This window comes from Bacillus sp. SD127 (assembly GCF_058566445.1).
Genome location: NZ_CP191226.1, coordinates 853996 through 878416, shown reverse-complemented (window position 1 = coordinate 878416; position 24421 = coordinate 853996). Strand labels below are relative to the sequence as shown.

25 protein-coding genes, 1 pseudogene and 1 riboswitch are annotated in these 24421 nt (G+C 44.6%); of the genes and pseudogenes, 8 read left to right on the top strand and 18 right to left on the bottom strand.

Annotation, left to right across the window (positions count from 1 at the left end; translation table 11 throughout):
- Window positions 1-22: 22 nt before the first annotated feature.
- The gene (gene fumC / locus ACQVGS_RS04505) at window positions 23-1411 is read right to left on the bottom strand and encodes a class II fumarate hydratase (RefSeq protein ID WP_010331827.1); all 1389 of its coding nucleotides are present in this window, start codon (window positions 1409-1411) and stop codon (window positions 23-25) included.
- A gap of 66 nt (window positions 1412-1477) precedes the next feature.
- On the bottom strand, window positions 1478-1663 hold the full coding sequence (locus tag ACQVGS_RS04500; protein WP_010331829.1) for a YvzF family protein: 186 nt from the start codon (window positions 1661-1663) through the stop codon (window positions 1478-1480).
- Between the two features lie 117 nt (window positions 1664-1780).
- Here ACQVGS_RS04500 and gerAA point away from each other — a divergent pair, with 117 nt between their 5' ends.
- From gerAA to gerAC, 3 genes are read left to right on the top strand one after another with little or no spacing between them, the layout of a single operon-like run.
- Entirely contained in the window at window positions 1781-3229 is a 1449-nt protein-coding gene (gene gerAA / locus ACQVGS_RS04495; protein WP_101859972.1) for a spore germination receptor protein GerAA, read from the top strand.
- Entirely contained in the window at window positions 3198-4295 is a 1098-nt protein-coding gene (gene gerAB / locus ACQVGS_RS04490; RefSeq protein WP_188323290.1) for a spore germination receptor protein GerAB, read from the top strand. Before gerAA ends, gerAB begins: the two co-directional genes overlap by 32 nt.
- Window positions 4292-5407 carry a spore germination receptor protein GerAC gene (gene gerAC, locus ACQVGS_RS04485; RefSeq protein ID WP_326374557.1) on the top strand — a complete coding sequence of 372 codons (1116 nt, stop codon included), beginning with the start codon at window positions 4292-4294 and terminating at the stop codon, window positions 5405-5407. The genes gerAB and gerAC overlap by 4 nt, the downstream gene beginning before the upstream one ends.
- A gap of 7 nt (window positions 5408-5414) precedes the next feature.
- On the opposite strand, the gene liaR is transcribed toward gerAC, so the two are convergent.
- The 11 genes from liaR to ACQVGS_RS04430 all read right to left on the bottom strand — a co-directional run bounded on the left by liaR (window position 5415) and on the right by ACQVGS_RS04430 (window position 15453).
- A complete protein-coding gene (gene liaR / locus ACQVGS_RS04480; protein WP_106019536.1) occupies window positions 5415-6050 on the bottom strand; it encodes a two-component system response regulator LiaR in 636 nt (211 codons plus the stop codon).
- Complete coding sequence (gene liaS, locus ACQVGS_RS04475; RefSeq protein ID WP_024122799.1) at window positions 6028-7110, bottom strand: two-component system sensor histidine kinase LiaS; 1083 nt, start codon at window positions 7108-7110, stop codon at window positions 6028-6030. Before liaS ends, liaR begins: the two co-directional genes overlap by 23 nt.
- On the bottom strand, window positions 7107-7835 hold the full coding sequence (gene liaF / locus ACQVGS_RS04470) for a cell wall-active antibiotics response protein LiaF (RefSeq protein ID WP_024122800.1): 729 nt from the start codon (window positions 7833-7835) through the stop codon (window positions 7107-7109). Before liaF ends, liaS begins: the two co-directional genes overlap by 4 nt.
- Window positions 7836-7869: 34 nt before the next feature.
- The gene (gene liaG, locus ACQVGS_RS04465) at window positions 7870-8742 is read right to left on the bottom strand and encodes a LiaG family protein (protein ID WP_106021997.1); all 873 of its coding nucleotides are present in this window, start codon (window positions 8740-8742) and stop codon (window positions 7870-7872) included.
- 99 nt (window positions 8743-8841) lie between these two features.
- A complete protein-coding gene (gene liaH / locus ACQVGS_RS04460) occupies window positions 8842-9522 on the bottom strand; it encodes a stress responsive protein LiaH (RefSeq protein ID WP_446837948.1) in 681 nt (226 codons plus the stop codon).
- A gap of 26 nt (window positions 9523-9548) precedes the next feature.
- Window positions 9549-9929 carry a cell envelope stress-induced membrane anchor protein LiaI gene (gene liaI, locus ACQVGS_RS04455; protein WP_095714047.1) on the bottom strand — a complete coding sequence of 127 codons (381 nt, stop codon included), beginning with the start codon at window positions 9927-9929 and terminating at the stop codon, window positions 9549-9551.
- A 161-nt stretch (window positions 9930-10090) separates the two neighbouring features.
- Window positions 10091-11359, bottom strand: a complete 1269-nt coding sequence (locus ACQVGS_RS04450) for an MFS transporter (RefSeq protein ID WP_024122804.1) — start codon at window positions 11357-11359, stop codon at window positions 10091-10093.
- A gap of 175 nt (window positions 11360-11534) precedes the next feature.
- Window positions 11535-12116 carry a cob(I)yrinic acid a,c-diamide adenosyltransferase gene (locus ACQVGS_RS04445; protein ID WP_185848642.1) on the bottom strand — a complete coding sequence of 194 codons (582 nt, stop codon included), beginning with the start codon at window positions 12114-12116 and terminating at the stop codon, window positions 11535-11537.
- A 22-nt stretch (window positions 12117-12138) separates the two neighbouring features.
- Window positions 12139-13479, bottom strand: a complete 1341-nt coding sequence (locus tag ACQVGS_RS04440) for an ABC transporter ATP-binding protein (protein WP_127696486.1) — start codon at window positions 13477-13479, stop codon at window positions 12139-12141.
- On the bottom strand, window positions 13476-14537 hold the full coding sequence (locus tag ACQVGS_RS04435; RefSeq protein WP_491831056.1) for a FecCD family ABC transporter permease: 1062 nt from the start codon (window positions 14535-14537) through the stop codon (window positions 13476-13478). Before ACQVGS_RS04435 ends, ACQVGS_RS04440 begins: the two co-directional genes overlap by 4 nt.
- Window positions 14500-15453, bottom strand: coding sequence for an ABC transporter substrate-binding protein (locus tag ACQVGS_RS04430; protein WP_491831054.1), 954 nt, complete (start codon window positions 15451-15453; stop codon window positions 14500-14502). Before ACQVGS_RS04430 ends, ACQVGS_RS04435 begins: the two co-directional genes overlap by 38 nt.
- 102 nt (window positions 15454-15555) lie before the next feature.
- Window positions 15556-15694, bottom strand: a riboswitch (cobalamin riboswitch).
- A gap of 154 nt (window positions 15695-15848) precedes the next feature.
- Between ACQVGS_RS04430 and ACQVGS_RS04425 the strand changes: the two genes are divergently transcribed.
- Window positions 15849-16640: an SDR family NAD(P)-dependent oxidoreductase gene (locus ACQVGS_RS04425; protein ID WP_024122809.1), complete on the top strand. Its 792-nt coding sequence runs from the start codon at window positions 15849-15851 to the stop codon at window positions 16638-16640.
- Window positions 16641-16757: 117 nt separating this feature from the next.
- A pseudogene (locus tag ACQVGS_RS04420) lies at window positions 16758-17908 on the top strand (IS3 family transposase).
- 57 nt (window positions 17909-17965) lie between these two features.
- Here ACQVGS_RS04420 and ACQVGS_RS04415 read toward each other — a convergent pair.
- From ACQVGS_RS04415 to sigO, 5 genes are all read right to left on the bottom strand, one after another.
- Window positions 17966-18844, bottom strand: a complete 879-nt coding sequence (locus tag ACQVGS_RS04415; RefSeq protein ID WP_101864063.1) for an SMP-30/gluconolactonase/LRE family protein — start codon at window positions 18842-18844, stop codon at window positions 17966-17968.
- A gap of 69 nt (window positions 18845-18913) precedes the next feature.
- Window positions 18914-20656 (bottom strand): two-component system sensor histidine kinase YvrG, encoded by a 1743-nt coding sequence (gene yvrG, locus ACQVGS_RS04410; RefSeq protein WP_491831051.1) that lies wholly within the window; start codon window positions 20654-20656, stop codon window positions 18914-18916.
- Window positions 20653-21372 (bottom strand): two-component system response regulator YvrH, encoded by a 720-nt coding sequence (gene yvrH, locus ACQVGS_RS04405; protein WP_024122812.1) that lies wholly within the window; start codon window positions 21370-21372, stop codon window positions 20653-20655. The genes yvrG and yvrH overlap by 4 nt, the downstream gene beginning before the upstream one ends.
- A gap of 152 nt (window positions 21373-21524) precedes the next feature.
- Entirely contained in the window at window positions 21525-21761 is a 237-nt protein-coding gene (rsoA, locus tag ACQVGS_RS04400) for a sigma-O factor regulator RsoA (RefSeq protein WP_024122813.1), read from the bottom strand.
- A 3-nt stretch (window positions 21762-21764) separates the two neighbouring features.
- The gene (gene sigO, locus ACQVGS_RS04395; RefSeq protein WP_105954123.1) at window positions 21765-22295 is read right to left on the bottom strand and encodes an RNA polymerase sigma factor SigO; all 531 of its coding nucleotides are present in this window, start codon (window positions 22293-22295) and stop codon (window positions 21765-21767) included.
- A gap of 205 nt (window positions 22296-22500) precedes the next feature.
- Here sigO and ACQVGS_RS04390 point away from each other — a divergent pair, with 205 nt between their 5' ends.
- The 3 genes from ACQVGS_RS04390 (at window position 22501) to rsiO (ending at window position 24399) form a co-directional block, all read left to right on the top strand.
- On the top strand, window positions 22501-22656 hold the full coding sequence (locus tag ACQVGS_RS04390; RefSeq protein WP_024122815.1) for a YvrJ family protein: 156 nt from the start codon (window positions 22501-22503) through the stop codon (window positions 22654-22656).
- A gap of 119 nt (window positions 22657-22775) precedes the next feature.
- Window positions 22776-23933 (top strand): oxalate decarboxylase, encoded by a 1158-nt coding sequence (gene oxdC / locus ACQVGS_RS04385; RefSeq protein ID WP_010331853.1) that lies wholly within the window; start codon window positions 22776-22778, stop codon window positions 23931-23933.
- 64 nt (window positions 23934-23997) lie between these two features.
- Window positions 23998-24399 (top strand): acid stress-sensitive anti sigma factor RsiO, encoded by a 402-nt coding sequence (gene rsiO / locus ACQVGS_RS04380; protein ID WP_101859964.1) that lies wholly within the window; start codon window positions 23998-24000, stop codon window positions 24397-24399.
- The last annotated feature ends 22 nt before the right edge of the window (window positions 24400-24421 follow it).

Genomic DNA, 24421 nt, shown 5'->3' with positions numbered 1-24421 from the left:
ACAAGCAGCCGTTTTTTCTCTATTACGCCTTTGGTTTTACCATATCTTCCGGTTTCACCATTTCGTTAAATTGTTCCTCTGTCAGCAATTCAAGCTTCAAAGCCGCTTCTTTCAGCGTCAATCCCTCTTTATGGGCAAGCTTGGCAATTTTTGCGGCATTTTCATATCCGATATGCGGATTCAGCGCCGTAACCAGCATTAAAGAATTCGACAAGTTTTCCTGAATCGTTTCTTTATTTGGCTCGATACCGACAGCACACTTATCATGGAAGGAGTTCATTCCGTCACTCAGCAGCTGCACGGATTGCAGGAAGTTGTAAATGATCACAGGTTTAAATACGTTTAGTTCAAAGTTCCCCTGACTTGCGGCAAAGCCGATTGTCGCATCGTTCCCCATAATTTGCGCTGCGATCATCGTCAGTGCTTCACTTTGTGTCGGGTTCACTTTTCCAGGCATAATGGAGCTGCCAGGCTCATTTTCAGGAATGACAATCTCCCCGATGCCGCAGCGAGGCCCGCTCGCAAGCCATCTGACATCGTTTGCGATTTTCATTAAATCAGCGGCAAGAGCTTTTAAAGCGCCGTGTGCATATGTGATTTCGTCATGGCTTGTCAGCGCATGGAATTTATTCGACGAGCTGTTAAACGTTTGACCTGTCAGTTTCGTGATCTCCTCTGAAACAAGCTCTCCAAATTCCGGGTGAGCATTGATTCCTGTTCCGACAGCTGTACCTCCGATTGCAAGCGCGCGCATTTTGTCTGTCGCTTCTAAAATCATTTCCTTCGAACGATCGAGCATGTGCACCCATCCGCTGATTTCCTGTCCAAGAGTCAGAGGTGTGGCATCCTGAAGATGCGTACGTCCGATTTTCACAATATCATTGTATGCTTTCGCTTTTTCGTCTAACGTATTGCGAAGCTGATCAAGCGCAGGCACAAGCTGTTCATAGACAGATAAAACGGCAGCAACGTGCATCGCTGTCGGGAACGTATCGTTTGAGCTTTGGCTGCGGTTAACGTCATCGTTTGGATGAATCGTTTGATCAGAGTTCTTTTCTTTTAATAATGCAGTCGCACGATTGGCCACCACTTCGTTCATGTTCATGTTGCTTTGTGTGCCGCTTCCGGTCTGCCATACAACAAGCGGGAAGTTATCATCGTATTTGCCTTTGAGCACATCATCACAAACTGCTGCAATGGCTTCCGCTTTTTCCGCATCTAGATTGCCCAGGCGTTTATTAGCGATCGCCGTGCTGCGTTTCAATATTGCAAACGCCTTCACAACACGCATCGGCATTTTTTCAGAACCAATCTTGAAGTTCTCCTTGCTTCGCTGTGTTTGGGCGCCCCAAAATTTATCAGCAGGAACTTTTACTTCTCCCATGGTGTCTCTTTCAATTCTGTAGTCCATTTTATGTATCCCTCCATAACGGTTGCTTCAATAGATCAAATTCGCCAGTGATATAAAAAATCCTTTTTATTTTTCGATCTTGGCAGATTTTAATTTTAATTCAAGATATACTCGGGAGTCCTTTGAATATTTGTACTTCGGATTCGTTCGTCCGTACTCCCTCGATGTATAAGAGACATCGTAATGCTTTTCAAATGATTTAATGAGCTGTTCTATTTCTTCTTGTTTTCCTGCAAGTCTTACCTGTGCCACTTCATATCCTCCGCTTTCATAAAAAAACTTCTGCCATAAAATACTGTAACACAGTATATCATTTTTTTAACAGGAAAAGATAACCTCTACTAAGGTTTTGGACAAGAGGTGACCTCGTTGGAACAAACAGAATTTAAGGAATATATACACGATAATTTAGCATTGGTGCTTCCAAAATTAAAAGAAAACGATGATCTGGTGAAAAATAAAAAAATGCTGGCGAACGGACTTGTTTTTTATTATCTCTACTTTAGTGAATTGAATGACCAGCAGAAGGTTTTGGAATCGATCAAAACCTTAATCAAGGATGAGGAGACACTCACGATTGACCAGGTCAAAAAACGCCTCGACCAAATTGACGCAAGGCCAGTAGAAACGTCCGAAAAAACGGTTAAGGAAATTCTCAGCGGCAATTGCGCGGTGTTTGTTAATGGACTCAACAAAGCCTATATCCTGTCCACAGGAAAGAAACAAACAAGAAGCCTGACAGAGCCGACAACTGAAAAAGTGGTTCGCGGACCAAAGGTTGCGTTTGTGGAGGATATCGATACAAATCTTGCTCTGATCAGGCAAAGGACCTCTCATCCGAAACTCATTACCAAAAAAATCATGATTGGCGATAACAAACTGAAGCCGGCGGCGATGATGTACATTGAAGGCAAAGCAAAAAAGTCCGTTGTGAAAGAAGTAAAAGCGCGGCTTAACAATATCAAACTGGAGGATATCCAGGACAGCGGAACGCTTGAAGAACTTATTGAAGATAATAAATACTCGCCGTTTCCGCAAATTCAAAATACGGAAAGGCCCGATAAAGTGTCGTCCGCCCTGTTCAACGGCCGGGTTGCGATTTTGGTGGACAGTTCCCCATTTGTGCTTTTGGTGCCGGTTTCACTCGGTGTACTGATGCAATCTCCGGATGATTACTACGAACGCTGGATCTCGGCATCCCTCATCCGGTCGCTGCGTTTTGCTTCTATATTCATCACCTTGTTTTTGTCATCGATTTATATCGCACTCGTGTCATTCCATCAAGGGCTCTTGCCGACCGCGCTCGCCGTCACAATTTCAGCAAACAGGGAAAACGTGCCGTTTCCTCCGATATTTGAAGCCTTGCTGATGGAAGTGACGATCGAGCTGCTAAGAGAAGCCGGGCTACGTCTTCCCAACCCACTTGGCCAGACGATCGGCCTCGTCGGGGGTGTCGTCATCGGACAAGCGGCGGTAGAAGCGAATCTCGTCAGTTCGATTATGGTGATTGTCGTCAGTGTCATTGCCCTTGCATCCTTTACCGTTCCCCAATACGGAATGGGGCTGTCTTTCCGGGTGCTGCGTTTTATTTCGATGTTTTCCGCCGCAATACTCGGGCTGTACGGGATTATTTTATTTATGCTGGTCATTTATACGCACCTTACGAGACAAACGAGCTTTGGATCTCCATATTTTTCACCAAATGGATTTTTCAGCCTGAAAAATACAGAGGATTCCATTATCCGTCTCCCAATTAAAAACAAACCAAAAGAGGCGAATAATCCAAATGAGCCAAAAACAGACTCCACTCAAACTTAATACCTTTCAAGGTATTTCTGTTGTTGCAAATACAATGCTCGGTGCCGGTCTTTTAACATTGCCCCGAGCGCTGACCACTAAGGGTAATACTCCTGACGGCTGGATTGTGCTGATCTTAGAAGGTGTCATTTTTATTTTTTTCATTTATTTAAACACGCTCATTCAGAAAAAACATCAATATCCCTCACTGTTTGAGTATTTGCGGGAAGGCCTTGGGAAATGGATTGGCAGCATCATCGGGCTTTTGATCTCCTGCTATTTTATCGGCGTGGCCAGTTTTGAAACCAGGGCGATGGCTGAAATGGTGAAGTTTTTCCTGTTGGAGAGAACGCCGATTCAGATCATTATTTTAACGTTTATCTGCTGCGGCATCTATTTAATCATTGGGGGGCTAAGTGATGTTTCGCGGCTGTTTCCCTTTTATTTAACGGTTACGATTATTATTTTGCTGATAGTGTTTGGGATCAGTTTTAAAATTTTTGACATCAATAATTTGCGCCCTGTTTTAGGTGAAGGATTGGGACCGATCGCGAACTCCCTAACTGTCGTTTCCATCTCTTTTTTAGGAATGGAAGTGATGCTGTTTCTTCCTGAACATATGAAGAAAAAGAAATACACATTCAGATACGCGGCTATCGGATTTCTGATTCCGATTATTTTATATATCCTGACGTATATAATCGTTGTCGGGGCTTTGACAGCTCCTGAGGTGAAAACGCTGATCTGGCCGACCATTTCTCTCTTTCAGTCTTTTGAGCTGAAAGGCATATTCATTGAACGGTTTGAATCGTTTTTGCTAGTCGTTTGGATTATTCAATTTTTCACAACGTTTGTCATTTACGGGTATTTTGCCGCTAACGGGCTGAAGAAGACGTTTGGATTATCGACTAAAAAAAGCATGGTTCTCATTGGCGCGGCTGTCTATTATTTTTCTTTGTGGCCGGATGACGCCAATCAGGTCATGATGTATAGCGATTATCTCGGATACATTTTCGTCTGCGTGTTTTTACTTCCCTTCATTCTCTTTTTCATTGTAGCTGTCAAAAGGAGGATTACAGCAAAATGAAAATCCGGATTTTATGTATTTTCATATGCACCCTTTTGCTGTCCGGATGCTGGGACAGCAAGAATATCGAAGAATTAAGCTTGGTGATCGGAGTAGGCTTAGACAAGCCGGATGATCATAATTTAGAACTGACCCAGCAGATTCTTGTGCCGAAAAAAATCAGTTCAAAGGAAGGCTCTTCATCTGATCCGACACAGATTGCTGTCACAAAGGGTGAAACGGTTCATCAAATGATGAGAACGTCGGCATTAAAGCACAATCCTACATTTTCCCAGCATTTACGTCTCATTTTATTTTCCAAGGACGTGCTTGCTGATATTGGAATGGACTCGATCATTAATCAATTTGTCAGAGACAACGGGACAAGGCGGAGTTCGTATGTGTTTGTCACCGATGGACGCCCGAAGGACATATTTAAAATGAATGATCAAGGCGAGCCCGCATCCAATGTGATTTATGATCTGACAGAGAATGACAAGGTCACCATCAGAATGATGGAGCCTGTTACATTGGGGGAGATTTCAGAACACTTGACCTCTGACGATTCGTTCCTCATTCCCCATGTCGGTGTAGAAAACGGCAAACTCGCAATAAACGGAGCTGCTATCATAAAAGATAAGTTATGGAGCAGAAATTTAACACCGGGTGAAGTTCAAAATATTAACTTATTTACCGGCGCGGTCAAAGGCGGCGTCATTGATTTGAGACGTAATGGCTATCTTTTTTCTTACGAAGTGTATTCCAGCAATCGAAAGGTCAAGACATCCTACAAGGACGGAAAGTTTACATTCACCGTCACACGCAATATTGAAGGGCGTTTATCCGAGGACTGGAATCCTGATGAAGATTCGTTTATGGATTCATATATCAAAGATATTGAAAGAACAGTCGAAAAACGATTAGAAGACACAGTCACAGCATTTATTAAGGGCACGCTGCAGAAAGAGATCAAAACAGACGTGACCGGACTGGGAAACGAAGTCAGAATCCATTATCCTCAGAAATGGAAAAAGATCTCAAACAAATGGGATGATTATTTCAGCAATGCGGAAATAGAATATCATGTCAATGTGGTCGTCAGAGACTTCGGAACGAAGGGCGCGTCCAAATAACGGACGCCTATTTTACGAGGTGATTGCGGTGTGCGTAGACGGCTGCCTGTGTCCGGTCGCTGACATCCAGCTTTGATAAAATATTGGTGATGTGGGTTTTGACTGTTTTGATCGTGATAAACAGCTCCTCCCCAATTTCTTTATTTGTTTTTCCTTCTGCAATCAGACAGAGAATCTCAAGCTCCCGTTTCGTGAGGGATTCATGCGGGTGCGCGTTTTCCCCTGAGTGGCGCAGCCGGGATAATACTTTCCCCGCCACTTTTGATTCAAGCTTTGGCTCTCCCTTGCTTGCGGCACGGATCGCATCAGCGATTTCGGCCGCTTTTGACGTTTTTAATAAGTAGCTGAGCGCTCCCGCTTCAATGACCGGGTACACTTTGTCATCATCAATGAAGCTTGTGAGCACAATAATTTTCGGATCGGAAAGCTTCTGGCAAATTTGCTTTGTCGCTTCAATGCCGTCCATGCCTTCCATGACAAGATCCATTAAAATCACATCAGGCTTTAATTCAACAGCAAGCTGTACACCCTCGCTGCCATCAGATGCTTCGCCGATGACATCAATATCGGGCTGTGCTTCCAAAAAAGCGGCGAGCCCCATTCTGACCATTTCATGATCATCAATCAACAATACTCGAATCACGTTCGTTCTCTCCTTTTTCTTCCGGGAAAATCGGGACCTTTACTTCGATTTGTGTGCCTTTTCCTTCAACCGAAATTACCTCGGCAACTCCGCCGATTTCGCTTGCACGTTCTTTCATCGAATTCAAGCCATAGGATGACGCTTTTACCTGGTCCATCTTAAATCCTTTTCCGTTATCAATGACCTTCAGCCGCAGCTGATTGTTCTTTGCACCGAGGATTACGGATACTTTTGAGGCTTTTGAATGCCTGAATACATTCGAAAGGGCCTCCTGTACGATCCTGAATAAATGATCCTCTACTCCTTTGGAAATCGGTGTATCCTGTATGTCCCACTCGATATCAAGCGGCTGTTTTTTCCGGAACTCGTCCAAAAGCTCCGTAAGACCCTCCTTCAGCCCTTTCCCTTCGAGCGTCACTGGCCTTAAATGGAGCAGCAGCGCCCTCATTTCATTTTGGGCTTCTCCCGCCATGTGCTCTACCATCTTGATCCGTTTCACAGTTTTATCATCCGTATCTTTTACGTGTTCTAATACGGCGGAGGTCATCATGGATATCGCAAAGAGCTGCTGGCTGACAGCATCGTGCAGGTCTCTTGCCAATCGCTGGCGTTCTTCTGTAATGACTGATTTCTTCATTTGCACCTGCCATTCAGCCCGTTCATTTGAAAGCTTTTGCAGGGAAGCGACTTGAAGTTCAACCCGCTTCGCCATTTCATTCAGCTGATCGGCTGCAAGCCCAATTTCATCGTCCCCGAGCGGCGGTATACGATAAGCGAAGTTACCGTTTTCAAATGTTAAAATCGATTCGATCAATGTATCGACCCTTGTTTTCAGCCGGTTGCCGTACATGTAGCCTGACGCAAAACCGATCGTAAGGCTGATCAGCACCAAAATCAGGATAAACGGAATCCCGAACCAGCTTGACGACAGCAGCACAAACGGATCGAGCCGATAGTAAACCATCATAAAAGAAATCAAGCAGACAAAAAGGAGCAGACTGATTCCCGTTGTCATGCGAATGGCGCGCCACTGGAGACTGGCAAGCAGTTTTTTTCTCATACGTATTTCACATCCACATCACCGATAAATAGGGAGACGGATACCTTTACCCGGCGTTTGGACTCGCTGAAATCAGAAGACGCGGCGTATACCTTTGTGCCTAATCCGCTTTTCTTCGATCCGATCAGATTAATGTCGCCGATAAAAACAGACGAGCTGACAGCCACTTCAAGGTCTGATGGAACATAAATATCAACGTTTCCGATCACTCCGCTGATGACGATCGTGCTCTCTCCCTCCGGAATCATCGCTTTTGACAAGTCGATTTTCACATCGCCGATAAAACCCGATACATTTAAATCATTCAGATCAAACGGCTGCTTCATCATCAGCAGCTCGCCGATAAAAAAGCTTCGCATGTCAGGGTGTTTCACATCTTTAGGAGGCTCGGACTGTTTTTCTTTTTTCGTTAAGTCGATAGGCTTCTCACTCGGTTCAAAAATTGGCTTTCCTTTCACAAGCCGGTAGCCGGCGTAGATTAAAAATGCGGCAAACGCGTAGCCAAATAAGTTAAAGGTGATGCTGAACAGATTTTTTAAAAATAAGAAAGCGGCAAAGATATACATGACGGACCCAAGCCAGTCACGGGAGTACTTTTTTAAAAAATAGCCGGCAATCAGAAAAAAGAGCGGCCAAAACAGCAGATCGCCTATTCCGATAATTTGCAAAAACATACTGATGCCAAATAAAGCAATCATAAGTCCGAGAAGCTGTTTTTTTGTCATTCTGGTTGTTCCGCCTCCTTTCTTCTGCCAGATGCTACTGTATCGCTACATCCCCGCTGTCTGTTTTAATATCGACTAGATGCTGGCCGCTTCCATGTGAGCCTGTGATTTGATGATGATCTTTATGTGCTGTATCAGCAAATGGATACGCCGAGCTGACGCTTCCGCTCTCTGAAGCCGCATTAACTTTGAAACTGCCGTTTTCGGGAAGCTCCAGATACACATCACCGCTCGTTAATGTGACAGCTGAAGAGCCTGCTACCTTTTCTAAATCCGCACGAAAGTTTCCTGATGTCATCCGTACATCAAGTGAGCCTGAAACACCGTCCAAGTTTGCGTCGCCTGAAGTTAACCGGATGCCGGCTGTTTTAGCGTCTGTATTTGATATCGACACATCCCCGGAAGAACCCTTCATCTTCAGCTCCTGGAGGCGGATACCCGTTACGTCCATATTTCCGCTTGCAGATGCTGCGTTCAGCTCGGAAAGCGTGAGGTGTTTGTTACCGGCTACAGACACGTCGCCGCTTGATGTTCTCACAACCAAACCGCCTTTGTACGTATATGGAATGCGGACGACAAGGGAAGAGCGATGAAATCCATTCAAAAATTGAAATTCTTTTTCCTTTGCCGTCAGCTCCAGCTTTCTTCTCTTTTCAGCCACAAACAATTTCCCAGAGTCACCTGAGATGTTTGCTGATATGTCATTACGCTCTTCCGCTATGATCTTCACATTCTTGTGATCCGATTCAATGATTACGCTTTCGATCTCATGCGGTGAAGCACTGGCTGAATCAGCTTCAGTGCCGTTTATGAATGAAAGACCTTCAGCAAGCACGTCTTTGATAACAACTGCGGAAAAAACAAGAATACCGGCAATGATCAGCAGTTTGCCAAGCATTTTTTTCATTTGTTTTCATCCTTCTCATTCATTCTATTATAAAGGAAAAGCCTGTGAATTGATACGTGCGGAAGGGAAGGACTTGACGAAAACCCTTCCCTGTCCCGCTTATTCATTTGCTGCATGTGATGTTTGATCTGATTTTTTCAATGAGAGTTCCCGCATCTTTTCGATTTCAGCTTCTACTTCACCTGCAAATTCACTTCGGCTCGATTCTGTGCCGGCCTGCGCTGATTTCGAATAATCAGCACGGATTTCCATTTCCTCAATTCGGTTTTCAATCCGCAGAAATTCACGATACGCGCTTTCACTGTCAATTTTGTCGAATGTCGCGTTCATATGCTCTTTTGCTTTTGCGGCGTTTGCCCGGGCAATCAGCGCCTGTTTTTTATCCTTTACGTCCTGAAGCCTTGTTTCAAGTGTGGCCAGCTGTTCTTTCAGCTCAGCCAGCTGGCTGCTTGCCTGTTCGTAGGAAGCTTTGTGCTCTGCTGCCTTTCCCTCTAAATACTTCATTTCTGTCAGCGCTTTTTTCGCAAGCTCTTCTTCACCGGCATCAAAAGCGAGCTGAGCTTGATTCTTACGCTTTCCAGCCACTTCATTTGCTTCTTCATATTTTTTCTTAAATTGAAAGGCAATCGTATGCTGTTTGACGATCGTTTGTTTTGCTTTTGCAATATCGCTTTCCATATCACGAACGTATTGATTCAGCATCACCTTAGGGTTCTCCAGTTTATCCAAGCCTTCATGAACTGACGCAACAAACATATCTCTCATTCTTTTTAATACCATACCGTTATTCCTCCTCATATCATGTGTTATTTTTTCTTTAAGAAATTTTCCCATTCGTCATCAAAATGAGACTGGTAGCCGGCAGAAGCTGGCTCAGGGTCAAAGCCTGACACATCGCTTTCCGCGGATCCGTTTTTCATCAGTTTCCAGCCGTAATACACCATAGCGGCTGCGAGCGCAATTCCGACGAGAAACGGCAGTGAGCAAATGAGCATCATCGCCCCGATTCCGCCCAAGATGATGCCTGTGATGGTTTTGCCCGCTGCGAATCTTTTGATTCCCGCGTATGTCAGCAAGCCTCCGATCACAAGCGGAATCATAAATCCGAAGCTGCCTCCCCCAAAAAAGACGGAGATTCCAAATACAATTAATAAGAATCCGCCTATCGTTTTCTTGTTGATCTTCATGCAGATCCTCCTTTCGTTTTCCTTGTCTTCATCTTATACAAAACAGCAGATGAGCAAAACGAATCAGAGATTGATTTTTGGATAAGACCAGAGTCGTAGACAGCACCGGACCCAGCGGCATAAAAAAAGCCATGCACGAGGCATGGCTTCTTCAAAAACCTTTACAGATGAACACTTGCTTCCCTTTCTTTTACCAAATCGGATTGTTCTGCTTTGGCCAGCTTTGTAAACAGAAGGATTCCGATACCCGCGATAATTTCCACAACTCCCCCGGCAGCGATCACATTTCCTGAACCAAAAGCATTTGCTGCATATCCGCAAATGACAGCGCCGGCCGGAATCGAAATATTTGAGATCATATGTATGACGGCATAAACTTGCGGCTGGTCCTCGCTATCGACAGATGTCTGTATAATCGTATACTCGGGAACATTGATCGCACTGACTGCAGCGCCAAAAGTAAAGGCGGCGAAAAAGACGAGCGGCAAAAAGGTATTCATTCCGGTAATAAAGAATGCGAACCCTTCAATAATGCCTGCCGTTACGAAGAGCAGTCCGTACTTGTTTACTTTTACTTTTGTCAGAACAAATCCCAATAAAAACGCGCCTATTGCGGTGGTGGCTTTTAATAGCGAATATACAATCGGCTGTCCGTTTAAATCCTCCGCAACATACACAGCGGAGAGCGCTTCCCAAGGGGCTGCCGCGAAATTCATAAAAATACAATAGATAGCGAGCGGATATAAGATTTGGTGTTTTCTGACAAGGACAAAACCGCGTTTCAGTCTGCCAAAATATGTACCTCTCTGTGCAACGGCCGCTGATTCCGATTTTGTTTCAACAGCAGTGTATTTGATAAAGAGAACAAGAAAACCAGAAATAAGATAAAGTACGAGAGCCATAAGCATTGTATATGAAGGACTGATAAACGTAAGGAGAGCGCCGCATAGTGTCACAGCTCCAAGCCGGACAATTTGGGCGGACGACTGCAGCACAGCATTTGCTTTTTGAATGCCCTTTTCATCTACAATTTGAGGGATTAAAGCAATGGAAGCAGGATTGTAGGCAGCGCCAGTAGCTGAATGCACAATCATAAGAGTCATAACAAACCACAGCGGAGAGAATCCGCCGAAATGGCAGATCGGAATGATTAAAACAACCGCGGCTCTTGTCAGGTCTGAAAAGTACATCCAGAATTTCAATGTATTCTGCTTCATGAAAGGACCCGTCACAGGTGCTAAAACGGCTTCCGGCAAAAAGGTGACAGCAATCAATAAAGCAGTTCCGATCGCACCTTCACCGTCAAAAATTAAAAACCATAATATCGAATTAAATGCGAACATATCGCCGGAAATCTTGACTATTCTTGAGAAAAAAAGAAAGTTAAAATTTCTCTTCCAGACGCTATCACTTTCAATGAGTCTCACCATCTATCAGAGCCCCCCACTGCCTATTTTTTACATCAATTTGTTACAATATCTCATTTTTCCATTTTTCAGTCAATAATTCATAAGGTTCATTTTTTGTCGTAAAAAGGGAAATTGACAAAATGAAAAAAATAAAAAGCCGGCATGTACTGAAAATGCCAGCTTTCAATAATGTTTTTTATGATCCGCTGCTGTTTCGATCGCGAAACACAATAGCGCTTCTTTCATACTCCACATCGTCAATACCGCTTCTCACATTGACAGCCCGTGCTGCGGCAAAGAAATAGTCGGACAATCGATTGAGATAACGGAGCACCATTTCATGGACCTCTTCCGTTTTCATCAGCGCCACCACTTGGCGTTCCGCCCGCCTTGTAATGGTGCGCGCCACATGGAGAAGCGAAGCGGCCTTTGATCCGCCCGGAAGAATAAATCTCTTTAGGTCAGGTGCCTCTTCTGTATAGGCGTCAATGCGCATTTCTAAAAAGGAGACGGATTCTTCCTTCAATTTATAGTCTCTTTTTTCTGTGATGATTGCCAGATCGCCCCCGCAGTCAAAGAGCTCGTGCTGAATGTTGAGCAGCTCGGCCGTTAGATCCTCAAAGCCACGCTTCCCGGAAAGCTCAGCCAAAGCCAGTCCGACAAAACTGTTCAGCTCATCAATCGTGCCGTAGCTTTCTACTCGGAGGCTGTCCTTGTCTGTTCTGCCTCCGATTAAACTTGTTTGCCCGTTATCGCCTGTTTTTGTATATAGTTTCATCATATCTGTCTCCTTTACAGACTTATTCAAGCAGGTCCGCAGCCTCCCGCACACATTCAGCAGTCCCAAAACTAATCAATTGATTCAGCCGTTTTTCTATGGTTTCTGAAGATGTCTCTTCAGTTTGTGTCGCTGCAACGAGGATTTCTCCATGTTCATCCTGTTCACCGCCCAGCACTTTCATCCGCTCAGCTTCCGCCCGCATGACAGCCTTGACAAAGAATTGGTCTGTCGCAAAGCCGTTGATCAAAATCCATATCGAAAAGCCGGACATGACACAAATACATACCGACAGCTCTTCGTCTTCAAACGTACGGCACACAAGCCGGTCAAGTCTGCCGGAGGAGGCCATCGCACAGGTTTCCTGCGGATAAAAGCCGTTTTCAGATAAATAGGCTGAAAGCTCCTCTTTTTGATCAGACTGGGCAGGCAGCCGTTTATGGAGAAACGTCCGGTTCCAAGAAAAGCCTGAACCGACAGGAGCAGAAGCCAGCGTGCGGAGCGGGATTTCCGTTTGCAAGAGGATCTCGTCGCGCCGCACTTGCAGCAAAGTTTCAAACGGAATCGCCTGCTGCTTTAGGTCGCTGTTTTCAGGCTGAATTGCAATAAGCGGTTTAGGCAATTGATGATGGATGAAAGTGCTGACTTTCGTGTTATACAACGCCTTAATGTGCTCTTCTGTGATGGCGGTTTCCGGTTTTTGCTTAGGTCCGGCTGTTCCGTTTTTTATAAAGACGATTTCATCACAGTACAGGCTAGCGATGTTCAGATCGTGAAAAACACTGACAGCAGTCAGCCCATTTTCTCTCGTCAGGCGCTTGATAAGATCGAGCAGTTCTTTTTGATAGGCCAAATCCAGAAAATTAGTCGGTTCGTCTAAAAATAAAATGCGCGGCTGCTGCGCCAGTGCTTGAGCCAAATAAACCCGCTGCTGTTCGCCCCCGCTTAGATCACGAATCGATTTCTCAGCGAAAGCGAGTACCCCTGTTTGTTCCATCGCATTCCGAATAATGGCTTCATCCTCTTCAGTCTGCTGGCTGAACAGCCCTTTTTGAAATGGATATCTGCCGAAGGATACGGTTTCTTTGACAGTGAAGCTAAAGGCTTGTTCTGTTTTTTGCGGCAGAACTGCCATCATTTGCGCCAGTTTCTTCGGTTTATATTCAGTGAGTGGTTTGCCAGCCAGACAAACGGAGCCTTCTATTGCCGGAAGTGTTCCTGTCAGCAAGTGAAGCAGTGTTGTTTTTCCGCTCCCGTTCGGTCCGAGAATGCCAAGAAATTCTCCCTTCTTCACTGTTAAACTGATATTTTTAATCAGCCGGCTGCCTCCGTAACCTCCCGACAGCCCCTCTGCCTTGATCATAAGCTTCTCCCCCCGCGATGCTGCCGAATTAAAATCAGAGCGAAAACAGGAGCTCCCGCTAAGGCTGTAATAATGCCGATCGGCAGTTCAACCGGTTCAATCATTGTTCTCGAAAGCAGATCGGCCAAAACGAGAAATCCCGCGCCAAGCAAGGCAGACAGCGGCAATAAATGCCGGTGATCCGTTCCCCACAGCAATCTTGTGATATGCGGAATCACAAGCCCGACAAAGCCAATGGTGCCGGATACAGCCACAGCGCTGCCTGTCAGCAGTGACCCTGCAATTAAAATCATCATTTTTCTGTGCTGGACGCTGACCCCGAGAAGCCTTGCTTTCTCCTCTCCATAGGTCATCACGTTGAGTTCTCTTCCGTTTATGATCAGGATCACGGTTCCTAAAAGAAAAAACGGGAGAAACAGGGCAACGTAGCTCCAGCCTCTCATCGAGACGCTGCCAAGCAGCCAATGCACAATCGGCAGCAAATTATCACCTGTCAGAGCAATGATGAGAGAAATAAATGCGCCCAAAAATGAATTGATGATGACACCGGTCAGAATAAGCGTAGAGACAGACATCGAAGCGTGAACGAGGCGGCTGAACGAAAGAACAGCCACAATCGTGACAAGCGCTGCTGCTACACTTACAACCGGCAGTGTAAAGCCTCCGATGACGGGGAATTGCAGTCCAAAAAATAAGGTTGAAACCGCCCCGACGGAAGCACCGGACGAAACACCGAGCGTATACGGATCAGCGAGCGGATTTTTCAAAAGCCCCTGAAAAGCAGCCCCTGCGATAGAAAGAGCCGCCCCCACAAGGGCGGCCAGCACGACTCTCGGCAGTCTGATATTCATCATAATATTTGTATACATTGGATCATAGGTGCCGGCAGAGCCGCCAAAACCTTCATGCCAAAAGATATGAAAGATGGCGGATATCGGAATTTGCAGACTGCCGCAGGAAATGCCCAATATGATACTGGCAGCTAAAAATAAGAAACTGATGCTATAAGCAGCAAAACGATTATTCTTTAAACGTATCCGGGTAGATGCTTTCCGCAAGTTCTTCGACCCCTTCGATCAGACGCGGACCTGAACGTGTGACGAGATCAGGATCAACATCATAAACGCGATGATGTTTCACAGCATTGATTCCGCTCCAGCCATCGCGTTTTTCCACCGCATCCGCTTTTACACCGTCCGTTGTGACAATGGCGTCTGGATTCAGCTTTACGATGGCCTCGTCTGTCATTTGCACCCAGCCTTTTTGATCCGCTGCAGCGTTTTTAGCATGGATGACATTCAGCATTTCATTCATAAACGTGTCTTTTCCGGTTGTGTAAATGTCAGGATCAGGCGAAACCTCAATAAAGACGCTTTTTTCCTCGTCTTTTGAAATGGATTTCGCTTTTTCTTTAATCTCATGCAGGTCTGATTTCATGCTGTTGACCAGTTGGCCCGCTTTTTTCTCAGCTCCGGCAGCTTCACCGATCATTTCGATTGATTTGTATACCTCTGCGAATGATTGTGCATCATTGACAGTCAGCACAGCAATGCCAGCGTCCTTCAGCTGCTTGATGGCATCTGCTGAGGCTGACATGGAAGATTCATGAGCGAGAACGAGATCAGGTTTAAGAGTAATGACTTTCTCGACGTTTACATTCATATCCCCAACCTTCTCAACCTGTTTGACTTCCTTTGGATATGTATCGTTTGTGGTGACGCCGACCACTTTGTCACCGAGTCCGAGAGCATATGTAATTTCCGTGTTGCTCGGCATTAACGAAACAATTTTTTTCGGCTCCTTTTTGATGGTAACATTCTGGTTTGACGCATCATCAATTGTGACAGGGAACGCTTCAGACGCAGCTGTCTTTTGCTTCGCATTGGAATCCTTCTCACCTGCCGCATTGCCGCAGCCTGAAATCATAATGGCGGTCAGCAGTAGCGCCGTCCATATTCCGGCTAATTTTTTCATATCCTTTCCTCCTAAATGAACTAAAAAAGCATCTCTACGATGGTAAAGACGCTGTAAACAACAAAAAAGCCTATTGTTTACACATCATCTGTCCTCGCAGACTTCGTGTTTATCAAACAGGCAGGTATCCTGGCTCTTGGCGCAAAGGCCAATTACAGTGGCGGGACCGCACCGGCTTTTACCGGTTTCCCTATTAAGCCGGCTATTTTCACGTACCGGCACCTGTTTGACATTCGTATCCTTTTTCGGAGTTATTATACTATATGGCTGACAGGCTTGTATATGCAGTATGAATGACTTTTCCGCCGCTGCATGTATGGAAGCAAAATTCTCGTAAACACTAAATTTCATCTTGTATACTAAGTAGCATGATCAATAAAAAAGGAATGATTCTTATGGACTTACAGCTAAAAGACAAGCTTGTCTTAATCACAGGCTCAACTTCCGGCATCGGGAAAGCCGCAGCGAAAAGCTTTTTGCAAGAAGGTGCAGCCGTTATAGTCAATGGCCGAAAACAAGAGACAGTCGATCGCACGGTTGAAGAGCTTTCTTCATATGGAACGGTGCATGGAGCAGCCGCCGACTTATCAAAACCGGATGAAGCAGCAGCTTTTCTTGAAAAAGTGAAGCAGATCGGTGATATAGATGTTCTTGTCAACAATCTCGGTTTCTTTGAAGTGAAGGATTTCGCCGAGGTAACGGATGAAGAATGGAATCAATATTTTGAAGTAAACGTGATGAGCGCTGTTCGGACAAGCCGTCACTTCCTTCCAAAGATGCTTGCCAAAAACAGCGGCCGCATTTTGAATATCGCAAGTGAAGCAGGCGTCAAACCGCTTCCGACTATGATTCCTTATTCAATGACCAAAACAGCGCTGATCAGCCTGTCCAGAGGAATGGCTGAAATGACAAAGGGCACAAAGGTTACGGTTAATTCAGTGCTTCCGGGTCCTACTTGGACAGAAGGCGTTGCTTCCTATATGGAGGGCGCCGCAAAGGCAGCCGGCCAGGATACAGATACATTTGTGAAAGACTATTTTAAAGTGAATGAGCCGACTTCACTCATTCAAAGATACGCAACAGCCGAAGAAGTCGCGAGCACAATTGTATTCCTCGCATCTGACGCTGCATCTGCCATTAACGGCACGGCACAGCGTGTGGAAGGCGGAATTATCCGTTCACTTTAAATACAAAAACGCATCCGTTTTCGGGACTGACCCCATAAGATGAGACAAATAAAAAACACCTTCAAGTTTGAAAACGGATAGTTGTTATCCGAAATAAGACTTGGAGGTGTTTTTTGTATGGGAACAAGAATGAGTTATCCGATTGAAGTCAAACAGAAGGCTGTAGAAATGAGATTGGCAGGCGTGCCTATGAAAGAGATCATGCAGGAATTGAATATCAGGAATAAGACGCAGGTTCAGACATGGGTTAGATGGCATAAAGCTGGGGATACACATCGATTTGAACAGCCTGTTGGTAAGCAATACACTTACGGAAAAGGTCCGGAGTATTCTTCCGAATTAGAGAAACTGCAGGCAGAGAACCGTTATCTGAGACAACAAAATGAAGTTTTAAAAAAGTACAACGAATTGGAAAGGAAGTTGATAGCCAAACGTCAGTCTAACTTGTAGAAGTATTGCACGGCACAATGACCGTACAGAATATCTGTGTTCATTTAGGTATCTCACGAGCGTCTTATTATCGTTGGAAGAAGAACCTGATGAAAGATCATCCCAAGCGCCATTTTGAAAAACAAATCGGCACGTTGTGCCGAGAGCACAAGTATCGATATGGATATCGAAAAATTACAGCTATATTAAAAAAGGAAATGCGTATTAACCATAAAACGGTTCAGCGTATCATGCAGAAAAATCAGTGGCAGTGCCGGGTTAAGGTGAAAAAGCGCAAGAAGAATGGGCAGCCATATGCCGTGGTTGATAATATATTAGATCGGAACTTTCAGTCCGATCATCCTCTTGAAAAACTAGTAACGGATATCACGTATTTGCCTTATGGACAGAAACAATTGTATCTTTCCAGTATATTGGATGTATACAATGGAGAAGTAATTGCTTTCACGATTGGAGATAAGCAGGACACAGACTTTGTCTTAAACACACTTGATCAGCTGCCAACACTGCCTCAGAACTGCGTGTTACATAGTGACCAAGGATCTGTGTATACATCTTATGAGTATCAGAAAGCTGTTAAAACAAAAGGCATTACCATGAGCATGTCCCGCAAAGGGACGCCCGCTGATAATGCCTCCATCGAATCGTTTCATTCCTCACTAAAGTCTGAAACGTTCTATCTTAACAGCATTGATCGAACCACGACCGCCATCGTAGAACGCACTGTCAAAGAATACATTTATTATTATAACAACATTCGTATTCAAACGAAACTAAACAGCCAATCACCGATAAGCTATCGGCAATTGGCTGTATAAAAGTGTTTTGATCCCTGTCTCAAAAACAGGGGTCAGTCCCTTTCGGATGCGTTTTTTTTATAACTCCCCAGCGAATGGAACCGGCTGGTATCCGCCCGTTTCAAGTTTGGCTGAAAACAATCCGCCCGCATGAGGCTGTTCATATCTTTCTGTTTCGGTCATTTGTTCAGTAGCCGTTGTGATGTAAAGGGTTTTCATATCCTGGCCGCCGAACGCACAGCACGTGACATATTTGGCCGGAACACTTATTGAACCAATTTCTTTTTTCTGAAAAGGATCAATGTGAACCACACGGCTCCCGCCAAACAGCGCCACCCACAGCATGCCGTTTTGATCAATTGTCATACCATCCGGCAGTCCATCCGATTTTTCAAAACGGTAGACGGTTTCTGGGTTTGAGACGTTTCCGCTTTCGGGATCGTATTGATAGCACACAATCTCCTGCGTCGGCGTGTCAATGTAGTACATCAAGCTGCGTTCGCGATCCCAATCCAAACCGTTCGAGGTTGAAACTTGATCTTTCATTTTGACAAGGCTGCCATCTGTGTCCAAACGGTAAAGCGAGGCTTGTTTTTGTTCGCCCTCCATGCTCGTCGTTCCTGCCCAAAGCCTTCCGTACGGATCACATTTGGCGTCGTTAAATCGAAGGCTCTCATGCATATCCTTCGGCTGTTTGATTTTTTCAAGACTGTCATCATGAAGATGATACAGGTAAAAACCGTCTTTCATCGTCATGATCAGCTCATCCTTTGAATATTTCGCAAGCGCCGTCACAAAGGATGTAAATTTGACCGAACGATTGATTTTTTCTTTAGGATCGAAAATATGGAGCTCGCTTCCTAAAATATCAACCCAGTATAGACGGCCGTTTTCTTCATCCCATAACGGACCTTCACCGATTACTGCCCTAGTGTCTGCTTCTAATATTGCATCCATGTGTAACACCTCTTTAGCTTCAGTCTATATATTGTTATTCCCGGCAAAGAGGTGTCCAAACCACACGCCTTATTCTTTTTTGAAAAGGATGGTAATGACGGAGCCAATATTGATCCTGCTGTTGACGTGAATCGTTCCGTTATGCAGGTGCACCAGCTCTTTGGCAATCGCCAGTCCAAGCCCCGTCCCGGCAGCCGGATCTTTCGTATTGGTTCCTCTGTAATAACGGTTAAATAAATGGGTAATCGTTTCCTCATCCATTCCTTTTCCATTGTCTTTGACCTTCAATGAAATATGATTTTTTGTCTGTTCAAGAATCACCTGGATCGCTGTTCCTTTATCGTTGTGCTTCACAGCATTTCCGAGCAGATTTTCCAGAATGCGTCTGAACCAGGCTTCATCCAGCGCAAATTCAATATGCTCTTCTCTTGATACAAATGAAATATCATATCCTTCAGAAAACGGATTTTTCTTGAAGTCCTCAATGACATTTTTAAAAAACGGAATGAGGTTCGTGAGCTTTCTCTCCATCGGCAGAGCGTCATTTTTCAGACGATACGTTAAATTTAAGTCCTCGATCAGCTTTGACATGTATTCCGATTTCTCTCTGACAACCTGTCCCATTTCTTTCACTTCATCAGGAGACCAGTCATATTGCTTCGATTCAAGCATCATGCTATAACCGTAAATGCTGCTGAGGGGTGTTTTTAAATCATGAGACAAACCGGCGATCCATTCTTCCCGTGTCGCCTGGATTTTTTCTCTGTTTGTCTTATCCTGTCTCAGCGTTTCAGTCAGCTGATCCATAGATTCAAATATCTCACCGAAGAAGCGGTACGGCTGTTTGATTTTTCCCTTTTTGTTTTTACTGACAGGGCGCCCTTTACGGTTTTTCGGTTCTTCAAGCTTCCCTTTTGATAGATTGACAAGCCATTTGATTGTATGAAAAATCGGCAAGCCGAATCTGAACATATACCAGGCAGTCATCCAGAATATATAAAGAATCAGAACGCCCATAATCAGAAACATTGCTTTCAGGACAACCCTCAGAAACGATTTATTAAACTCCTGGTCAGTAATATAGACAGGGTTTGGCACCGAAGCGACCATCCACCTGTTTTGATCGAGGAATTTAACAGAAATCTCCCGTTTATAGTTCCATGGTTTAGAGCTGTATTTGAGAAGCTCCAGCTGGTTCATCGTTTTTCTTTCGCTTTTCTTGCTGTTAATGCTGTCGAGTATGTTCCCGTTTCTGTCTAACAGATACACGGCTCCTTTTTCACGCTTAATATAGTCAATTGTACTGGACTTATATTGTGACAAAGAGTCGATGGAGGGTTCACGGCTTTCAATGGAAGTCAGCAGCTGTTCGCTCTTTGATTTCCAGCCGAACAAGAGGAGGTACGACTTGTCTTCAATATTGATTGCCCAATAATTCAGCTTATAGTTATCAAGCTTCTTGCTTTTATAAATAGACAAAAGCTCCTTCTTGGTGTAGGTGCCGGGCACGTCTTTCGGCACGCTGTAGGAATAATCCGTTTTCCCATTAGAATCAATGATTTGCATCCATCCGTGCTGTTTATCAACAGATTTCTTCAGAAAGTCGTCCACTTCCCATGACCCGTCTTCGTTTACATCGAGATACGCCTCAAGCGTGTCAGTCGTTGCCTTTGTCAGCCCTGAATTGGATTCCGCATCGCTGAATCGCGCGTCTAAATAGAAAAAGGAAGCCACAAGCATGATCGAAAGAAGAAGGATAACAATCAGCATCTGCCCGAAAAAGTGAAACAGAAACTTCCACCTTAACCTCATGGGCGCTTTCCGTTTCCTTCTGGACTCGGGATAAAACGGTATCCGAGACCGCGAACGGTTACGATATATTCCGGATTGCTCGGGTCACGCTCAATTTTTTCCCGGAGCTTACGGATATGAACCATGACGGTATTGTTATCTCCGTACGAAGGATAGCCCCATACTTTTTCATAAATTTGATCTTTAGAAAGCACCACATTGGGATGTTCGCAAAAATACTGAAGCAGCTGCAAAAGCTGAGCCGAACAGGCTACAGTTTCCCCGCCCACAATCAGCTCGGCATTTTGCGGAGAAAATGTAAAGTAATCATATGTATAGGTTTTGTTTGATTCAGCTGCATTCGACTGATACGTACGCTTTAAATGCGCTCTGATCCGCGCGGCTAATTCCAGCGGATTAAATGGTTTTGTAATATAATCATCAGCTCCGACCGCAAAACCCGATAATTTGTCAGCGTCCGATGATCTCGCCGTCAGGAAAAAAATCGGGGCGTCTGAATACTCCCTGATTAATGTGCACGCCTCAAAACCGGTCATTCCGCCCATCATGACATCCAATACGATTAAATCAACCTTATTTGTCTTGACGACCGGAATGGCTTCCTCTGCACTTGCCGCATCCAGTATATGTCGATAACCTTCTTTTTCGAGAACGCGTTTGATCATATCCACAATCGCTTTCTCATCGTCTACGATTAAAATTGACGCATTTTCCACTTTTATGTTCCTTTCTGTCACTGTTTTTTTTCATCTTATCATTATATCGTTTCTTTTTGGTACATTTTTGAATAGGAGGGCTCTTGACGGGGGTGAACAGCAGGAAACGGGAACCTGCAAAATGTTCCCGTTTTTCTTAGAATGAGGTATCGTTATGAGTTCTCGTCTACCATGTACAGAATAAACTCCCAAAATCCCGGAACATCCTGACACAGAAGCATATCAGCCTTTTCAAACATTTTGATTTTCAGCTCCTGCTCCAAATCTTCTCTTTCTTGATAGGACGTATTGCTGAGTTTTTTTCTGATCATCGGTGAAAAGCATGCAATCAGATGCTCAATGTCGTACATTTCATCTTTATTCCTATTATGTTCAAACTGGCCGCTCACAGTTTACTTTTCCCCCTTTTTTTGCGCCTCTAGCTGCTTCCTGATATTTTCTAATCCCTTTTTATGAATATTAGAGATATTTTGCCGGGACTCACCTAATGAATCAGCGATTTCCTGCATCGTGGCACCGTGAAGATAGACTTTTGTCAGCACGCTTTTTTGTTTGTCAGTCAGCTTCTGGATCGCTTGATAAAGCTGATAATCCTGGACATGCTGGCTCAAATCATCCTGCAGGTCTAAAAATTCCTCAAACGCGTCACTTCCCGTTTCGGAAGGAAGTCGTTCTCCTGCTTCCGGATGATCAACCGTCAGCGGATACCGTTTTTGATTTTTGCGAACCCGCTTATCAAAATCGATGGAAAAAATCCGAATCATTGAATTCATATACTTGACGATGCGAATCTCTTTATAAAATTGCTTGAATTGCTCGTCCAACGATTTTGCATCCTTTTCATTCGGGTTTTCCATTACATTTTTGAACAAACGGTAATGCTGAGGGTTGCTCAAAAAATGCTTCACGATGGGATGCTTCATAATCTCCTTACATTTCGATCGCAACAGACCTTGATAGTCCATCAAACCGCCTCCCTACTAAATTAAATGAAGGAAAGCAAAAAAAAGTAAACTACTACTTTCAGACTAGCGCTTGCTGAAGCAAACCTTCCAGTCATGGTTTACGATTTCTTGGATTCCCTTCACTTACTTACATGACTGCACAAAAAGGAGGGAGGTGTTTTTCATGGATCAGGTTTTTATAGAGGAAGTCGTCAAGCAGATCAGCAATCTCGGGTTCCCGGCACTGATCGCGATGTACCTGCTGACCCGTTTCGAGAAAAAATTCGATCAGCTCATTGAACTGATGACAGAGCTGAAAGATCAGAAAGCGAAACATTAATTTTGTATCGAAGTTGACTTTTCATCGGTTTTTTTCACTTAACAAGACAGAAGGGAAAACGAAAGGCCTTTCACATTCTCTTTCTGCGCCACAATTATTTTTAAGGAGGAGACAGGAAAATGAAAAAACAAAACGACATTCCCCAGCCAATCAGAGGAGATAAGGGAGCGACAGTGAAAATCCCGCGTAATATTGAAAGGGACCGGCAGAATCCCGATATGCTCGTACCGCCGGAAACCGATCATGGCACCGTTGAAAATATGAAGTTTTCTTTCTCAGATACTCATAACCGTTTGGAAAAAGGCGGGTACGCCCGTGAAGTTACCGTACGTGAGCTGCCGATTTCAGAAAACCTGGCTTCTGTTAATATGCGGCTGAAGCCTGGCGCCATTCGAGAGCTTCATTGGCATAAGGAAGCAGAGTGGGCTTATATGATCTACGGGAAAGCACGCGTCACGATTGTGGATGAAAAGGGCCGCAGCTTTATTGATGATGTAGGCGAAGGAGATTTATGGTACTTCCCGTCAGGCCTGCCGCACTCGATTCAAGCGCTTGAAGAAGGGGCAGAGTTCCTGCTCGTGTTTGACGACGGGTCATTCTCTGAAAACAGCACGTTCCAGCTGACAGACTGGCTTGCCCACACCCCTAAAGAAGTGATTGCCGCTAATTTTGGCGTAACAGAAGAAGAAATCGCCAATTTGCCGGGCAAAGAAAAATATATATTTGAAAAACCTGTGCCCGGCTGTTTAAAAGATGACATTGTGGAAGGGCCGTACGGCGAAGTGCCTTATCCGTTTACGTACCGCCTTCTTGAACAGGAGCCGATTGCATCAGAAGGAGGAAAGGTGTACATTGCGGATTCGACAAACTTTACAGTGTCTAAAACCATTGCATCCGCGCTTGTAACCGTGGAACCAGGCGCCATGAGAGAACTTCACTGGCATCCGAATACGCATGAATGGCAATATTACATCTCCGGTAAAGCGAGAATGACCGTTTTTGCTGCTGACGGCCATGCGAGAACCTTTAACTATCAAGCCGGTGATGTCGGTTATGTTCCATTTGCGATGGGCCACTACGTAGAAAACCTCGGCGATGAACCGCTCGTCTTTTTAGAAATCTTTAAAGATGACCATTATGCTGATGTGTCTTTAAACCAATGGCTCGCAATGCTTCCTGAAACCTTCGTCCAAGAACACCTTGACTTAGGCAAAGAGTTTACGGATGTCCTTTCAAAAGAAAAGCATCCGGTTGTGAAAAAGAAAAGCAGTAAATAAAAAACTGGCAGCTTGCAGAGAGCGCTCGTTCTCTCTCTGCAAGCGCTGATAAGGAGCTGAACCAGTGATACATCAAAAGTATTTATTACGGCAGGCCGTACAGTATGTGCTGGCAGCGGCGGCTGTGTTATTTTGCTATTTTACAATCATTCTCTGTGTCTTTTCTTTGGCGGGAACGAGCTACCGATCAGCTGCTCATGTCCTGCTTTTTGCTATGTTATTTCTTGTGCTCGGACTATGCTTTGAACCTTTTGAACGGCTGATGATACATAGTTTTACGTTTTTTAAGACTGGAAAACGAGCTTTTATCCTTATGGCCGGCACCGTCCAGCTGCTGTTTTTATGGATGACCGCTTATACGGCAGATCAAATGATTCATAACATTTGGCTGTCAACCACAGAAGAAATGATCCTCGCAGCCGTTTTTCTTATTTTGGATAAATGCAATTCAGCACTGCCCAAATAAAAAAAGAACGCCATCCGATTGG

What these genes read in the sequence shown, in the direction of transcription:
- gerAC (WP_326374557.1), top strand. Translation starts at nt 4,292, where the DNA reads ATGAAAATCCGGATTTTATGTATTTTCATATGCACCCTTTTGCTGTCC.
- ACQVGS_RS04390 (WP_024122815.1), top strand. Translation starts at nt 22,501, where the DNA reads ATGGATCAGGTTTTTATAGAGGAAGTCGTCAAGCAGATCAGCAATCTC.
- gerAB (WP_188323290.1), top strand. Translation starts at nt 3,198, where the DNA reads ATGAGCCAAAAACAGACTCCACTCAAACTTAATACCTTTCAAGGTATT.
- ACQVGS_RS04450 (WP_024122804.1), bottom strand. Translation starts at nt 11,359, where the DNA reads ATGGTGAGACTCATTGAAAGTGATAGCGTCTGGAAGAGAAATTTTAAC.
- liaS (WP_024122799.1), bottom strand. Translation starts at nt 7,110, where the DNA reads ATGAGAAAAAAACTGCTTGCCAGTCTCCAGTGGCGCGCCATTCGCATG.
- ACQVGS_RS04440 (WP_127696486.1), bottom strand. Translation starts at nt 13,479, where the DNA reads ATGATCAAGGCAGAGGGGCTGTCGGGAGGTTACGGAGGCAGCCGGCTG.
- liaH (WP_446837948.1), bottom strand. Translation starts at nt 9,522, where the DNA reads ATGGTATTAAAAAGAATGAGAGATATGTTTGTTGCGTCAGTTCATGAA.
- sigO (WP_105954123.1), bottom strand. Translation starts at nt 22,295, where the DNA reads ATGAAGCATCCCATCGTGAAGCATTTTTTGAGCAACCCTCAGCATTAC.
- liaI (WP_095714047.1), bottom strand. Translation starts at nt 9,929, where the DNA reads ATGAAGATCAACAAGAAAACGATAGGCGGATTCTTATTAATTGTATTT.
- liaG (WP_106021997.1), bottom strand. Translation starts at nt 8,742, where the DNA reads ATGAAAAAAATGCTTGGCAAACTGCTGATCATTGCCGGTATTCTTGTT.
- yvrG (WP_491831051.1), bottom strand. Translation starts at nt 20,656, where the DNA reads ATGAGGTTAAGGTGGAAGTTTCTGTTTCACTTTTTCGGGCAGATGCTG.
- oxdC (WP_010331853.1), top strand. Translation starts at nt 22,776, where the DNA reads ATGAAAAAACAAAACGACATTCCCCAGCCAATCAGAGGAGATAAGGGA.
- ACQVGS_RS04415 (WP_101864063.1), bottom strand. Translation starts at nt 18,844, where the DNA reads ATGGATGCAATATTAGAAGCAGACACTAGGGCAGTAATCGGTGAAGGT.
- ACQVGS_RS04430 (WP_491831054.1), bottom strand. Translation starts at nt 15,453, where the DNA reads ATGAAAAAATTAGCCGGAATATGGACGGCGCTACTGCTGACCGCCATT.
- ACQVGS_RS04445 (WP_185848642.1), bottom strand. Translation starts at nt 12,116, where the DNA reads ATGAAACTATATACAAAAACAGGCGATAACGGGCAAACAAGTTTAATC.
- ACQVGS_RS04425 (WP_024122809.1), top strand. Translation starts at nt 15,849, where the DNA reads ATGGACTTACAGCTAAAAGACAAGCTTGTCTTAATCACAGGCTCAACT.
- fumC (WP_010331827.1), bottom strand. Translation starts at nt 1,411, where the DNA reads ATGGACTACAGAATTGAAAGAGACACCATGGGAGAAGTAAAAGTTCCT.
- liaF (WP_024122800.1), bottom strand. Translation starts at nt 7,835, where the DNA reads ATGACAAAAAAACAGCTTCTCGGACTTATGATTGCTTTATTTGGCATC.